At 40.3% G+C, this 15356-nt stretch carries 12 protein-coding genes; 10 read left to right on the top strand and 2 right to left on the bottom strand.

Annotation, left to right across the window (positions count from 1 at the left end; genetic code table 11):
* Positions 1-27: 27 nt before the first annotated feature.
* Both BT797_RS17270 and BT797_RS17275 read right to left on the bottom strand, forming a co-directional pair.
* Entirely contained in the window at positions 28-789 is a 762-nt protein-coding gene (locus tag BT797_RS17270; protein WP_045110813.1) for an enoyl-CoA hydratase/isomerase family protein, read from the bottom strand.
* Between the two features lie 188 nt (positions 790-977).
* Positions 978-2543 (bottom strand): cytochrome-c peroxidase, encoded by a 1566-nt coding sequence (locus BT797_RS17275; RefSeq protein ID WP_075472977.1) that lies wholly within the window; start codon positions 2541-2543, stop codon positions 978-980.
* Positions 2544-2808: 265 nt separating this feature from the next.
* Here BT797_RS17275 and BT797_RS17280 point away from each other — a divergent pair, with 265 nt between their 5' ends.
* The 10 genes from BT797_RS17280 (at position 2809) to BT797_RS17325 (ending at position 15228) form a co-directional block, all read left to right on the top strand.
* Complete coding sequence (locus BT797_RS17280; RefSeq protein ID WP_075472979.1) at positions 2809-3357, top strand: NAD/FAD-utilizing enzyme; 549 nt, start codon at positions 2809-2811, stop codon at positions 3355-3357.
* Between the two features lie 134 nt (positions 3358-3491).
* Positions 3492-4862: a c-type cytochrome gene (locus BT797_RS17285; RefSeq protein WP_075472981.1), complete on the top strand. Its 1371-nt coding sequence runs from the start codon at positions 3492-3494 to the stop codon at positions 4860-4862.
* 19 nt (positions 4863-4881) lie between these two features.
* Entirely contained in the window at positions 4882-6627 is a 1746-nt protein-coding gene (locus BT797_RS17290; protein ID WP_082293727.1) for a cytochrome c oxidase subunit I, read from the top strand.
* 2 nt (positions 6628-6629) lie between these two features.
* On the top strand, positions 6630-7331 hold the full coding sequence (locus tag BT797_RS17295; RefSeq protein ID WP_082293728.1) for a cytochrome c oxidase subunit 3: 702 nt from the start codon (positions 6630-6632) through the stop codon (positions 7329-7331).
* Between the two features lie 9 nt (positions 7332-7340).
* Positions 7341-8018, top strand: a complete 678-nt coding sequence (locus BT797_RS17300; protein WP_075472983.1) for a heme-copper oxidase subunit III family protein — start codon at positions 7341-7343, stop codon at positions 8016-8018.
* 9 nt (positions 8019-8027) lie between these two features.
* Complete coding sequence (locus BT797_RS17305; RefSeq protein ID WP_045110807.1) at positions 8028-8345, top strand: cytochrome C oxidase subunit IV family protein; 318 nt, start codon at positions 8028-8030, stop codon at positions 8343-8345.
* Between the two features lie 74 nt (positions 8346-8419).
* A complete protein-coding gene (locus BT797_RS17310; protein WP_045110806.1) occupies positions 8420-9022 on the top strand; it encodes an SCO family protein in 603 nt (200 codons plus the stop codon).
* 180 nt (positions 9023-9202) lie between these two features.
* Positions 9203-9589, top strand: coding sequence for an autonomous glycyl radical cofactor GrcA (gene grcA / locus BT797_RS17315; protein WP_045110805.1), 387 nt, complete (start codon positions 9203-9205; stop codon positions 9587-9589).
* Positions 9590-9870: 281 nt separating this feature from the next.
* Positions 9871-14658, top strand: a complete 4788-nt coding sequence (locus tag BT797_RS17320) for a fibronectin type III domain-containing protein (protein WP_075472987.1) — start codon at positions 9871-9873, stop codon at positions 14656-14658.
* Between the two features lie 147 nt (positions 14659-14805).
* Positions 14806-15228, top strand: a complete 423-nt coding sequence (locus BT797_RS17325) for an MAPEG family protein (RefSeq protein WP_045110803.1) — start codon at positions 14806-14808, stop codon at positions 15226-15228.
* The last annotated feature ends 128 nt before the right edge of the window (positions 15229-15356 follow it).

Below are 15356 nucleotides of genomic sequence, written 5' to 3' on the forward strand. Positions count from 1 at the left end.
ACCATGATTGTGGTTTAGCGAATTGTTTCAACTCAGATTAAAATTTGGTTGGCGTTTTTCAAGGAAGGCGCTGACTGCCTCACGAGACTCTGGTTGCGTGACTAAATAGGCTAGTTTTTGATTTTCATATTCGATTAACGCGAGTAGGTTAGGACGAGCTGTTTTCATCAACATCGCTTTACTGGTGCGCATGGCTATTGGTGCCAGCTTTGCCAGACTTATCGCCTTTGCTGTTGCGGTATCATCGGCAGACGTGCATACCTCATTTGCAAAACCAAGTGTAACCGCTTCTGCTGCTAGCATGCGTTCACCAGAAAGTAGCATTGCTTTGGCTTTACGAATACCAATATGTTGTGACAGAAGCTCACTCGAACCCAGTTCGGGACATAATCCCATCGCGATGAATGGTGTTTGGAATACAGCAGTTGGTGCGAGGTAAAGAAAATCGACAAACTGTAGCAAGGTTGTGCCAACACCAATGGCGGGGCCATTAACGGCTGCAACTATGGGCTTGTCACAGTTAATTAAGGCGTGCATAAAGCGGGCACCGTATTGATCTTCTTGACCTTGTGACATGGCTTTAAAATCTTGCATGTCATTACCAGCACAAAAAATATCACTCATCCCTTTAAGTAAAATAACTCTAATGAATTCATCTTCCTGTGCTTGTTCTAATCCTTGGGAAAGTAATAAATACATGCCTTGGCTTAAAGCGTTACGTGCGCTGGGGCGATTTATTGTTAGGGTTAAAATATTATCTTTCACAAGAGAAGTAATGAAATCATCCATGTTATAAACCTTAAATTTGAGCTGGGCATTTGCATAATACCCATTAAGGTTTCACTCTAGCATAACTTAAATTACAGAAAAGTCTCATTAATCGCATGTGTTTTGTCTGACCTTGATGATGATTCACTCTGTGAACTAAGGCTTCAATGATGTCGCAATTTAATACCTTGGGTCACAAATTTGTGACGTTATAATGGACTACTATTTATATCCGTTCCAATCAGTACTTGGTCATCGGGATTATCCGTTGTTTCATCTGCTATCCAAGGGGCAAGGCAATCACGGTCTTCGACGCAAGGATCTGTAAGGCTATTGAGGAAAGTCACCAGTTGCTCGATCTCATCGTTATTCAAGTTTATATTTGGTAATCGTGATGTCTCATCTTGGCGTTCTTGGTTAAGTTTATTTAATGCAAGTTCGCCATTTTCTTTCACGTTAGGGTATAAGTCGGCACAGTTTGCGATATTATTGAATTGGGCTAATTGACACCACTCATTGCTATTAACATAATCATCAATACTGCGGGTTGGGTTGATATGATGGCGCAGTACTCTTTCTAATGAATCAAATGTACCGGCGTGTCCATAAGGTGATGTTACAGCAACGTTCAACAAACTTGGTGTGCGGAAGTTATATCTGTCTTGAGCATCCCCTGTTACGCGCTCACGACCAAAATCATCATCCCCATTACTGCCGTCACCTTTACCAATGCCAATTTGTGGAAAGGCAATAATGTTATGACGTTCGTCACTTAACAGCGGACCACTATGGCACGTTGAGCAGCCTGCACCATTGTCTTGAGGTGTATTAAAGAATAACAAGGCACCTTGTTTTTGTTGTGCTGTTAATGCGCTTATATCACCATTGAGATATTTACGCCATGGTGAGTTGATAAACAGCATGGATCGCTCATATTCACTAATGGCTTTGCCGATGTTTGCGAAAGTGACAAGTTCCTCTGGTTCGGCATCACTATTGAATGCGGTTTGGAATTCGGTTAGCCATTGATTACGGGTTAATTCACCAGCGCCTTCGTCATAATCTCCCAGACGAGCGGCAAGGTGATGGCGAATAACATCTCTGCTACTGCCATTTTCAAAATTAGCCGTTTTCATTTCGTGATTTGAGGTAATGGGAAATCGAGTTTGTGCAACAACCAAATTAGAACCAGCATTGTTATCTGTTACGCCAAAGCCGCTGTCTGGTGTACTAATACCAGATGCCGCACCATTTTGGTCAACTTCTTTCCCTAAACTCTCGACGCGAGAATCCCAGAATAAACTGCTGTCCCATAACGCGATATTAAATATGGTCGGACTATTACGTGGCACAAAAGGTATCCCTTCACTATTGTTACGCCCTTGGCCAAGCACTTGTGCATTTATAGATTCAACACCAATCGGGAGGCTTAACTCGTCTGCGCCACCGAGTGCTGGATGATGGCAACTGGCACAGGCGCTATCAAAATTACCACCAAGGCTTTGACTAAAGAATAATTTTTTACCTAGATTCGGAAGGGGAGACTCAATAGAAGGGATATCACGGTTTACAGTTGCTGAACGATCAAGGTTTTTTTGGTCAATAAGCGTCTGTAGTAATATGTCTAATTCAGTAGGTTGATTGGGTTCAGCTGGTTCATTGGGTTGGGCACTGTCGTCACCTGAATTATCATCATTACCGTGGCAACCTGATAACGTTAATGTGAGAGATAGCGTAATGGCTAGCGCTAATGATTCCTTTATTTTAAATATCATATCAGATCCCACTCACTTGTAATTTGTTTGTTGAATTACGTAGTCTAATTAATGAGTATGGAAGAACAATGCGATAAATAAGGAATAAATATCTAAAATAGTGCTAATTTGTAAAATTTATGTCGTTTTAAGGTGTGACTTAGTGATAGATGAAACTGTTAATTACCTTTTTTATCTTCACTTATCTAGATAACCAGACTATGGTTTGAGCATGGTTATATATTTCCGTGTGTTAATTACGACAGTTTTCAAGGCGGTAGTTACTATGTTAAGACACTATTATGTATCTGATGATCTTGATGAACTAGAGATTGTTGAAAAGGAGCTCGAAGCTGAAGGATTTACTGAACCTCAAATCCATGTATTAAGTCTTGATGATTATCATGTTGGGCAGCGGCATTTACATGAAGTTGAATCTTTGCTTAAGCAGGATGTTATCCGGGGGGGCGAAATAGGCGCAGGTGTTGGGGTTATCGTTGCTGTGCTTGCGTTAGTGATACCCTATATGATGAGCTGGACGAATGGCGCTGCAGGTTGGGTACCCTTTATCTTTTTGTCTGTGTTGAGCTTTGGATTTTGTACTTGGGAAGGGGGATTCATTGGTTTTCAAAAACCAAACGTACATTTTGTTCGCTTTCAATCGCTATTAATAAAGGGAAAACATATCTTATTTATCGATGTGGACCCAGTACAGGAGCATAATTTTGGCATTATCATGCGTTCGCACCCTGATGTTAGACCTGCAGGCTGTGGCACGGGCTCGCCACATTGGGTTGTGAGTTGTCAGGATACATATAACCGGATGATGAAGTGACCACCTTAAACACGGCTTTAATTATTTAGCAAAGCAATTCAAATTTCTTGCGCTATGCTTATTAATTACACTGGTTTTCAGGTCACTAGTTAGTTTTATATTTTGTAAAACTGACAATAATCGATGGTTCAATTATGGTTATTGCGGTAGTAATTCTCTTACTGGTTATTAGCTCCTTATTGTTTCATTTCTTTAGTCCATGGTGGTTTACGCCTATCGCGTCTAATTGGACAGCAATAGATCAAACTATCAACATTACCTTCTGGGTCACGGGTATTGTATTTGTTGCCGTGAACTTGTTTCTCGCTTATGTGGTGTATCGGTTCCGTTATAACAAAAAAAGAAAAGCAGATTATGATCCGGAGAATCGTAAATTAGAAGGCTGGTTAACGGTATTAACGTCGATTGGTATTATCGCTATGCTTACACCTGGGCTGTTTGTTTGGGCTGATTTTGTCAATGTGCCAGCAGATGCGAGTGAAGTCGAAGTGGTTGGCCAGCAATGGCATTGGAGTTTTCGCTTACCAGGTGAGGACGGTAAACTTGGACGTACAGCCATTCCATTAATTAATCAGAATAATCCGTTTGGTATAGACCCTGAAGATCCACATGGGCAAGACGATGTGTTGATCAATAGTAATGAATTACACCTGCCTATTGAACACCCAGTCAAAGTGTTATTGCGCTCTAAAGATGTGTTACATAATTTCACTGTTCCTCAATTTAGAGTAAAAATGGACTTGGTGCCAGGCACTCAATCTTACCTCTGGTTTACACCAACGTTACTTGGTCGTTTCGAAATTCTATGCCTCGAGTTATGCGGTATTGCCCACTATACAATGCGTGGACACGTTGTTGTTGAATCTGAACATGATTATAAAATATGGCTTAACCAACAGCCAACATTTAGCCAAAGCCTTGCTCGAATTAGCCGTGATATTTCGGCTGGTCAGCAGATGTATACCACGTGTATTGCTTGTCATGGCGTTAATGGTGAAGGAAATAGAACGATCGGGGCGCCAGCATTAGCGGGTCAGGAACGTGATTACCTTAATCGGCAGTTACATTATTTCCGTAATAATATTCGTGGTGGCAGTGATGATGATGTTTATGGTCGTCAAATGTTACCGTTTGCAGCAATGTTAGCTGACGATACTGCGGTGGCTAATATCAGTCGTTACCTTAATTCGTTGCCGCCTGTGACCGTTACTCAGTCAACTGAATATCGAGGTAATGTGTCGGTTGGGCGAGAACTCTATCAGAATTGTGCCGTTTGTCATGGTGAACTTGCCCAAGGAAATTATGCCCAGAAAGCACCTAAATTAGCGGGGCAACATACAAGCTACCTCAAACGTCAATTAAAGAACTACCAGAAAGGTATTCGCGGTGCACATCCACAAGATATGTATGGGTCTCAGATGATTCTGATGTCTAAATTGTTGCACGACGATCGCGCTATCGACGATGTTCTCGCGTATATCGCTATATTACAGCCAGTTAAATAAGGTTTGGTAGGAGGTTTTAGTGAAAGAAATACAGCCTATTATTGCAGACGACCACCAACCATCGGGCTTCTTTGCTAAGTATGTGTGGAGTCTGGATCATAAAGTGATTGCGATTCAATATTCAATCACGGCTATTTTTGTCGGCTTGATCGCTTTAGTATTATCTGCGCTAATGCGTTTACAGCTCGGCTTTCCTGATCATTTCTCTTTTATTGACCCAAGCTCTTATCTGCAATATGTCACCATGCATGGGATCATTATGGTGATCTATTTGCTTACCGCATTATTACTCGGTGGATTTGGTAATTACCTGATCCCATTGATGATTGGCGCTAGGGATATGGTGTTTCCTTATCTTAATATGCTGAGTTTTTGGACTTATTTGGTCTCGGTTATCGTACTGATATCCAGTTTTTTTGTTACCGGAGGGCCGACTGGTGCAGGGTGGACCTTGTACCCACCACAAGCTATTTTACAAGGTACACCGGGGGCTGATAACGGCATATTGTTGATGTTGTTATCGCTGGCCATTTTTATTATTGCTTTTACTATGGGTGGGCTTAATTACGTGACCACGATATTGCAAGCGCGTACTCGTGGTATGACCCTGATGAGAATGCCACTGACATTGTGGGGCATTTTCATTGCTACTATTTTAGGCTTGTTGGCATTCCCAGCGTTACTGGTCAGTGCGATTATGATGTTGTTTGATAAATTACTGGGTACCAGCTTCTTCATGCCTGCGATCTTATCTTTAGGTGAAAACTTAGACTACACCGGCGGGAGCCCCATCTTATTTCAGCATCTATTTTGGTTTTTTGGTCACCCGGAGGTATACATTGTCGCTTTGCCTGCATTCGGCATGGTGTCGGATGTGATAGCTACTCACGCCCGTAAAAATATCTTTGGTTACCGGATGATGGTATGGGCGATCGTCGCGATCGGTGGGCTTAGTTTTGTGGTGTGGGCGCATCATATGTATGTCAGTGGTATGAATCCTTATTTTGGTTTCTTCTTTGCCACCACCACCTTGATTATTGCAGTACCGACAGCATTGAAAGTCTATAACTGGCTGCTTACGTTGTGGCGTGGCAATATTCATTTTACAGTGCCGATGTTCTTTGCTATTGGCTTTATCTTTACTTTTACGCACGGTGGTCTAACAGGTTTGTTCTTGGGTAATGTGGTGGTTGATTTACCTTTGTCGGACACATTTTTTGTAGTCGCGCATTTTCATATGGTGATGGGGGTGTCACCGATCATGGTGCTGTTTGCAGCCATCTATCATTGGTTCCCGTTAGTGACGGGTCGTCTGTTGCATACGGGGCTGGGTAAATTACATTTCTGGGTCACTTTCCTTGGCACCTATGCGATTTATTTGCCGATGCATTATCTTGGTTTTCTTGGTGTGCCGCGCCGTTATTTTGCGCTGGGCGATACCGCTTTCATTCCCGATTCAACACAAACACTCAATGCCGGTATTACTGTCGCTGCCTTGATTGTTGGTGTGGGTCAGCTGATCTTTATTTTCAATCTAATCTGGAGTTTACGACGGGGTAAACTGGCCGTTGCTAACCCTTGGCAAGCGACGTCGTTGGAATGGCAGACGCCGCAATGCCCGCCTGTGCATGGTAATTGGGGGGATAACGAGCCTGTCGTTTACCGGTGGGCTTATGATTACAGTGTACCTGGACACAAAACTGATTTTACCCCACAAAATATAATGGATTCAGAGTGTTTATTAACAGACAAGGGAGGGCGGTAATAATGAACATTATTCGCCAATTACTCAGTAAGCCTTGGTTGTCAGACGATGCTGATATTTCCGAATCATATAATCAGACGCAATGCTTGAAAGTGACCCAGACCGAATCAACTAAAACGGCTCTGGTGTTTTTCTTGATGGTGGTGACCGTTGTTTTCTTCTTGATTTCAATTACCTTCTTATCACGTTCACAATATTCCGATTTTACGGCATTAGCGGGCCCGCCTTGGTTACCCTTTAGTAATCCAATTACCCTTTGGGTGAACAGCGTGTTCTTATTATTAGCATCTATTTCTATTCGCTTTGCGGCTACCACTAAGCCGATTAACGAGAGCGTGGGTCATACACGTATGGTGTTGGCGCTATGCCTGACGGGGTTATTTAGTTGCTTGTTTTTAATCGGGCAATTATTAGTGTGGCAGCAGCTTGCTGCATCGGGTTTTGCGGTAAATGGGAATCCAGCCAACAGTTATTTCTATTTGTTTACGGGGATTCATGGATTACATTTGGCGGGTGGTTTCGTTGCATTAATTCGGGTTGTTATTACATTTGTTAAACATACTGATAGTGAAAGATTGACTGCTAACTTAGGCTTATGTGTTTGGTATTGGCATTATTTGTTTATTGTATGGATGTTGCTGTTTGCGTTGTTAACGGCAACACCAGATACCTACAAAACGATTGCATTGCTTTGTGGTTTTTAGGAGGTGGTCATGAATAATAACAGCCACAATGATGATGAAAAGAAAGGTTGGCAAAGTGTAGTATCTGATTGGTCGAATGATCGCACCGTGTTTGATATGCCTTGGCCTAAATTTATGATGTGGGTATTTTTACTCAGTGATACTTTCATTTTTGGTATTTTTCTAACCGCTTATATGAGTGTGCGAATGAGTACGGTTGATGCGTGGCCTAATTCGAGTGAAGTATTTGCGTTAACGATCGCGGGGGAGCACGTACCCTTAGTGTTGATTGCTATTATGACGTTCATTCTTATTACCAGTAGCGGCACGATGGCGATGGCTGTTAATTTTGCCTATCAAGGGGATAAACGCAAAGCCAGTTATCTGATATTTATTACCGCTTTATTCGGAATTTCTTTTGTTGGTATGCAAGCTTTTGAATGGAGCAAGTTGATCTTTGAAGAAGGGGTTCGGCCATGGAGTAACCCATTAGGCGCAGCACAATTTGGTGCCACCTTTTTTATGATCACTGGGTTTCACGGTTTGCATGTGAGTATTGGCGTTATTTATTTGCTCGTCATTGCCAAACGTGTGCGTGCGGGTGATTATGAAAGTAAAGGTTATCAAGCGGTTGAAATATCGGGACTATATTGGCATTTTGTTGATTTGGTGTGGGTATTTATTTTTGCTTTTTTCTATCTTTGGTGAGGTGTGATTATGAAGTCCACACAAACACATAAAATTGGTCAAGTGCATCCTATTCGCCTTTATCTTAAAGCATGGTTATTGTTATTTATCTTAAGCGCTTGTTCTTATATGGTGGATTATTTTCAGGTTCAAGGCTATTTACGCTGGGCACTTATCTTGTTTTTTATGGTCATGAAAGCGGGGTTGATTTTAACTGTGTTTATGCATTTAAAGTGGGAACGATTTGCAGTGAAGCTACTGTTATTCATTCCCCCCATTGCGATATTGATATTCATTACCTTAATGAATATAGAAGCCAGTTATGTGTTTATAAGTAGGCATTTATAAATAAATTTTTATATTCCAGCTTGGGCTTAAGCATTATATTAATCTTTTTTATTATGTTGAGGTTCTTGTTCGGGTTGTATCAACCTCAAGCGGTAGCGAAAATTAATGGCATTGCTTTGAGTGAAGCTATGCCGATTACGGACTTTGTATTACAAGATCAACATGGCAATCGTTTTACTCAAGATGACTTGTTAGGCAAGTGGCATATCGTTGCTGCCGGTTATACGCACTGTGGCGATATTTGTCCGATGACGTTATTAGCGCTGAGTCAGTTTCAGGGGCATTTAGAGCAAAGCGCATTTGAGGATGATGTCGATATTATTTTTTATACCGTAGATCCTTTGCGTGATACTCCTCAAGTACTGGCGGAATATTTAGCATTTTTCGATCCCGAAATAATAGGGTTAAGGCAAGTTGAGGGGCTGACTTATTTAGGGTTTGCTAATAGCTTAAATATTATTGCTATTTATGAATATGAAGCCACTAATGATAATTATAGCGTTAGCCATAGCTTCGCTTTTATGGTGATTAACCCTGAAGGGAAATTACAAGCCATACTCGAACCTGAAACCAACCCTTTTGGTGAAGCAATATTATCATCTCAGCTATTATTTGAAGACTTCAAGCAAGTACGGTTGCGTTATAACGATGTGAAAGGAGTTGACCAATTGGAATGAATCCTAGTTAAATATTGATTTTTAAGTTCATTTTACTCATTGCCTTAACCTTGTTTTAACAGGGAATATACATAAATATGAAATACCTATAAAGTATTAATGATTCACACTGTAACCCTTGTTTAATTAAGGTTTTTTGTTGTATGGTTGATTGAGATATACAACATAAAAGGTATTACAATGAGTAAATTAAAAGGTATTCAAATCACGCAAGCGGATGACCAACGTTTAATCAATTCCATTTGGCTTATTGATGAAAGTGCAGAGCAAGCAAGATGCATCGGTACTGTTGATGATGTGATCGCGCAAGATGCCGTGGTTAACTTAGCTGAACTTGGTAATTTTGAGTCTCGTGATATTGCAATCGAAGAACCTGCAAAGGTAGAAGGTGGTCAACACTTAAACGTGAATGTATTAACACGTGAAACACTGGAAGATGCGATTAAAAATCCAAGTGCATACCCACAGCTAACAATACGTGTATCGGGTTATGCTGTACGTTTTAATTCATTAACATCAGAACAACAGCAAGACGTTATTAGCCGTACATTCTCTAAAACAATGTAATGATATAAATATATCTGTTCATTATTCTCTCTTTAACCTCAGTTATTACTGGGGTTTTTTATCTTCGTATTTTCTCCATATGTTGAATGAATTATAAGCAATATTTTGTAGTTTATTGATATTGATTATAGTTTAAACTCGCTGTACTTCTTAATTTGCTATCAAATGTGTACTTTGTTATTTAAACGCGCTTTTTAAATATTCATTTAAAAGTTTTATTGCGACTTTATATTGAACCATCAAAAGTGATGAGTTTTATTCGATAAACTTAGGAAAAATGAATGAAGTATATATTCTGGATTGTATTGATCTTATCTGTGTCAGGGTGTAATGAAGGGGCCGGGGCTCAACAAAGTATTCCTCTACCTCGTCCTGAACCTGAACAGCCAGAAAAAGAAGTCATGGCGGTCGAAAATGTTCGATTAATCGAGACTAGTCAAACAAGTCTGACGTTAGGCTGGGATGATAGCCATAATGCTAATGGTTATATTATTCGCCGAGATGGTAATAAGGTCGCGACGGTTAGCCGTGGTTTATATCGTTTTGTTGATATAAACTTGCAAGAAAACAGAAGCTATGTCTATGACGTGCTGGCCTTGGATAAGGAAGGCAGAGAATCTGAGTCGCGAACTATAACCGCCTTAACAATGGCGAATGACAGCCCTGTTATTTCACCGATTACTGACATTGTCTTGTTAAACGATACCGCAACTGTCGGTGCGTTTGTGGCTAAAATAAATGCAAGCGATGCTAATGGTGATGCATTGCATTATCAAGTTTCCAGTGAACAGGCATTGAACTATTTTACTATTGATGAAGATGGTGCATTAACTGTGATTGCTTCAGTTAATAAACTTTCATTAAAAGTCATGGATATTTCTGTGGATGTGAGTGACGGTTTAAGTTCGGTAACTGTACTTCTTCATGTTGCATTTATACCTAATGCGGAAAAACCAGAAAACCAAGGATTGTTACGTAAGTATTATCAAGATAATCGAGTTAAAGGTAAGCTTTCTGAACTTAAAGCGTTACCAACGTTCCCTGATAACCCTACCTCTATAAATATTGAAACTGACTTCGAATCACCAAGTAATATTGGGAGTAGATATGGTCAGACTCTGGAAGGCTATATCGTCCCACCTGTCACAGGTGACTATCAATTCTGGATAGCTTCAGATGACGAATCTGAACTGTTGTTAAGTGATAGTGTTAGTACCAAAGGGCTAAGACGAATTGCTTATACAGAGCGGGCTACAAACAAACGTGAATGGGACCCTGTGCGTTATGGTAGCCAAGCCTCTGAAATCATTTACCTTGAAGCTGGCCAAGTATATGCAGTAAAGGCGTTAATGGCTGAAGGTTATGGATCTGACTTATTAGCTGTCGCTTGGGAAGGGCCGGAAATACCACGAGGAGTCATCACCAATCAATATTTGCGCTTACCTGTTGATACGATAAAACCTAAGCCTATATTTAACTTTAATTGGCTAAAAACGTCAGAAGACACAGTGATCTTACAATGGAATGCAACTACCGATAATGTTGATGTAAAGCGTTATTTAATTAGTGAAAGTAATAAGTTGTTAGCAACGACAAGTAAGGATAAGTTATCAATTGAGCTAACGGGTTTGGAAAGTGCAACTCGTTATGATTTTACTATTCGCGCACAGGATAAAGCCGGTAATAAGTCGATGGAAAGTGATCCTTTGATGATTGTGATTGATGATTTTATAGCCCCTTCGGTGGTGACGAATATTAGGGTTAATGAAAAGGGGACTAATTTTATAGATCTTGGTTGGGATGCCTCAACGGATGAAGATAAGCAGCAAATACTTTATCGTATTTACCAAGATGGGGAACTTGCTGCACAAACTTATAATACGAATTATAGACTTAAACAATTATTACCTGCCACAAACTATAATCTTACCCTTGAAGCCGTTGATATTGTTGGTAACAGTAGTGGTTTATCAAATGGACTATCGATACAGACTAACGCCTTGGTTGCTGATACTCCCGTATTCGAATATCCGTATTATGAATTTTCGGTTCCTGCTAATGGCTCTATTGGTAGCTCATTTGCAACATTGAGTTTTAATGAGCAGCAAGGATTGGCGTTTAAGGTAGTAGGTGGTGATGATGCGGACTTATTTGGAATCAATGAGAAAGGTCAGCTTAGCTTGAAACGTCATGTTCTTGAGGGAGAGTTGCACTCGTTTGATCTTGAAATCACGATAAATAAAGATAATAAAACAAGTTCTACGCTAGTCAAAGTGCATGTTTTACCTAGTGATGTATTACTTTATCAAGGTGTATCGCAGGAAGTATGGACTGGAATATCTGGCTCAAGTGTGGCGGTTATTAATACTTTAGCGCCTATTAATCAACAAAGTACATTAACAAACTTTAAATCACTCACTAATATGGGGTCTTCTTATGGCCAACGAGTATATGGTTATTTCACTGTACCTGTGAGTGGGGTGTACAATTTTTGGATTGCTTCTGATGATCATAGTGAATTACGCATTAGTTCTGATATGACGCGTGATAAAGCTGATTTAGTCGCACATATTACTGGTTATACGAGTGAAGATAACTGGCGTGATAGCAGCCAGGTTAAAACGAATATTAATTTAAATGCTGGTCAGTATTATTATATCGAAGTGCTTCATAAAGAAGGCGGTGGTGGTGATCACATGTCTGTTGCATGGCAGGGGGCTGGTATTCCTAATCGAACCTTGATGACAGGAGAGTTCCTGATACCTTATAACCGTTTTCACCCTGCAGCGGTAAACGTTGATACTGCAATACAAACTGGTTTTGACAGCCAAGGCAATCAAATTAAACTTAATCTGAGCGTAGATAAAAGCGCTGAGGGTTACCCGGTTTGGATCTATTATGGTGAAATGGATGCTGGTAGTAATACTGAAGGGTGGCAGTATCGCGTTAAGTTAAACGATTTGTTAGCTGGGGAGCATGACATTACACTGTCACCAATTGATCCCGGTAAAATGTATTATATTCGGACTGAGACTGTTGGGCCTACGGGCAGTCGCTGGAGCTCGAATGTGACTATCGTGCGTACGGTTATTATCGATAAAAATAAAACGGCTGGTGAATCATTGCCGCAAAATATTGATATCGACGTTAGTATCAATGATGTTGACTACGCATTAGAATTTACGAAACATTCAGTCCGGTCTCCTAATTTTCAATTGCTTACCTTCGACTCTCGTCGAGTCAAAGAATATGAATCTGTATCACCAATGCCGGAAATTAGAACTTACCGTGGCATTGTAACGAATAATTCTACGGTAACCGTTACTGGTGTGATCGATGCCTTGGGCTCGATTCATATTTCGGCGTGGAAGGGAGACATGTTATTTTGGCAGAAAAAAGTTGATGTTAGTGGATTTATAACGACAACAGCATTAGGTAATGATGAAACCGATACTCAAGAGTTAATCATTGATTTTGAGTTGCCTGCTATTGAGAATGGTCGTTTATATCAACCGCAACCTGGCAATGACTTCCATAATAGTTTAGCGCGGGTTGCTTTTAAATTTGAAGAAAACCAATTTGATAAAGGCGCTGGAAACAACATTATTAATGGTGTCGCGCAAATGGAAGGCCACATTAATGAACTCGACTATATGTGGGCACAAAAAACAGGCTTACGTTGGGATATGGGTAAAGCCGTTATCGAATTAAAAGACGATATCGGTAAGGCTACGCAAACTCGTCCGAGTGCGCCTGATGCAACTAACTTCAGTATTGATTTTCAAGATCCTGTGAATGGCGGGCAGTGTTGGGGTGGTGGTTATTGGGTTGGCTGTACCGCAGGTTATACCATGAGCTGGGGCTTTACTCATGAAATTGGGCATAACTTAGGGTTAGGCCATGGCGAACAAACCGATAATAATAATCAAATTCAAGAGCCAAGAACGCATATGGGCAATATGCAAGCATGGAATACGACGCGTCGGATTCAAAAAGGCTCTCGCTTTAAAGCCGCGAAGGCATTAACAGATCCTATGTTACCTGCCACATTCAAAGATTATTTAACGGTATATAAAAATGAATCTGGTTTGGTCAATCCATTGGCAAATGATTATGACGCAAATGGCGATCTATTAACCATTGAGAGCTTTGACGCGACAACATTAGCTGGTGGCACCGTTATTGTTTATGGTGATTCATTACGTTATACACCACCTGCCGATTTTGTCGGCGTCGATCAATTTAGCTATATTGCCACGGATGGAGAATATAAAACCCGTGGCCCAGTGATGATTCAAGTTGTAACACCTGAATTGGTCGCTGATTGGAATATGGATAACCTAAAAGATAATAAAGTGACGGACTCTTCTGTATTTGGTCATGACTTACAGGCCGAAACGACAGGTGTTAAATTAATTGAAATGCAAACTGCTGGGAGAACTGATCAAGGTATTACTATTCCATTGTTAGCAGCAAAAGAGATGGTTAATGATCCTTTAGGAGATAGCTTATTACCACATAAATTAGATCCGGGTCATAAAAGTTTTACTGCGGCTATGTGGTTTAAATATTCGGTAACTGACGGTGATAAACTACTTATTGGTAAATCGTCTAAGACCCCAAATAATATGAATTATGGTGGTTGGGAGATCCGCGCTAGTGGACATGATTTAGAAATTCAAGTTAATTTCCGCGACCGATTTATGTATCCGAATAATGTAACGATCACTCAACCTGCTGCAATTGTTGACGGCAGTTGGCACCATGTGGCCGTTGTCATCGATCGAGAAAATCAGCTGTTACTGGGTTATATCGATGGTGCACCGTTTGATCTACAAGGTGATTTACCGATGGGGAATAGCCCGATTATTGCCGCGATGAATACTTCTGGTTATGGTGGCGGCTCTCCATTTAAAGTGGGCGGGCATACGAGTGTTACCTGTGAAGATGGTGCGACCTCGGCAGACCCTAAAGTTTGTGTATCCGCATTGGAACAAGCATATGATAGTGTCAAAATTTATCATAAAGCATTGTCAGCAGCGGAAGTGAGTGCTTTGTTGACGGAATAAATCATCACGTTAGATAAGCATCATCAAAGTTCGAATTTGATGATGCGTCTATTCACAAATCATAAAACATGCATTTCCTATTTTTCCTCATTTGCTTTATATCTAGTTGATAGATTAATTATATTATAAAAATAAAGGAAGAAAGAGATGGATGGAGTCGGTATTTTATACCCGTTACTTGCGCATATATTTTTAGTTATATCATTGTATGTTTTATTGATAATACGTAAATCAAAAGCAATAAAAGCAAAAGCAATTGATTTTAAGAAAACGGCGTTAAATAACAAGGCATGGCCAGAAGATGTTGTTCAAGTATCAAATAACTTAGATAACCAGTTTGAATCACCTTTGGTGTTTTATGGCTTGTGCATCATCACTGTGTTGGTTGGGGCGGTGAATAGTTTTGCTATTGGACTGTCAGTTGTTTATGTGGTGTTTAGATATATTCACGCTTATGTACATGTGGGGACTAACTATGTGCCACATAGATTACGTGCGTTTTCACTGTCTTTGTTTGTACTGTTATTACTGTTAATTCAAACGTCAGTACATATAGCGATGGCTGCATAGCGACAAATAGAGCGTTATACATAGGTTTCATTATTTAGAATAAAAAATAGCCGCAATTAATGCGGCTATTTTGTTTGTATTATAGATTACTTTGATGACGCTAATTAGGTCATCTTAACTCACCTAAA

Origin of the sequence: Moritella viscosa (assembly GCF_900120065.1) — a bacterium.
GTDB lineage: Bacteria > Pseudomonadota > Gammaproteobacteria > Enterobacterales > Moritellaceae > Moritella > Moritella viscosa.

Excerpts from the sequence above, each read along its gene's own strand:
- BT797_RS17270 (WP_045110813.1), bottom strand. The coding sequence starts at position 789 with ATGGATGATTTCATTACTTCTCTTGTGAAAGATAATATTTTAACCCTA.
- BT797_RS17275 (WP_075472977.1), bottom strand. The coding sequence starts at position 2,543 with ATGATATTTAAAATAAAGGAATCATTAGCGCTAGCCATTACGCTATCT.
- BT797_RS17280 (WP_075472979.1), top strand. The coding sequence starts at position 2,809 with ATGTTAAGACACTATTATGTATCTGATGATCTTGATGAACTAGAGATT.
- BT797_RS17285 (WP_075472981.1), top strand. The coding sequence starts at position 3,492 with ATGGTTATTGCGGTAGTAATTCTCTTACTGGTTATTAGCTCCTTATTG.
- BT797_RS17295 (WP_082293728.1), top strand. The coding sequence starts at position 6,630 with ATGAACATTATTCGCCAATTACTCAGTAAGCCTTGGTTGTCAGACGAT.
- BT797_RS17300 (WP_075472983.1), top strand. The coding sequence starts at position 7,341 with ATGAATAATAACAGCCACAATGATGATGAAAAGAAAGGTTGGCAAAGT.
- BT797_RS17305 (WP_045110807.1), top strand. The coding sequence starts at position 8,028 with ATGAAGTCCACACAAACACATAAAATTGGTCAAGTGCATCCTATTCGC.
- grcA (WP_045110805.1), top strand. The coding sequence starts at position 9,203 with ATGAGTAAATTAAAAGGTATTCAAATCACGCAAGCGGATGACCAACGT.
- BT797_RS17320 (WP_075472987.1), top strand. The coding sequence starts at position 9,871 with ATGAAGTATATATTCTGGATTGTATTGATCTTATCTGTGTCAGGGTGT.
- BT797_RS17325 (WP_045110803.1), top strand. The coding sequence starts at position 14,806 with ATGGATGGAGTCGGTATTTTATACCCGTTACTTGCGCATATATTTTTA.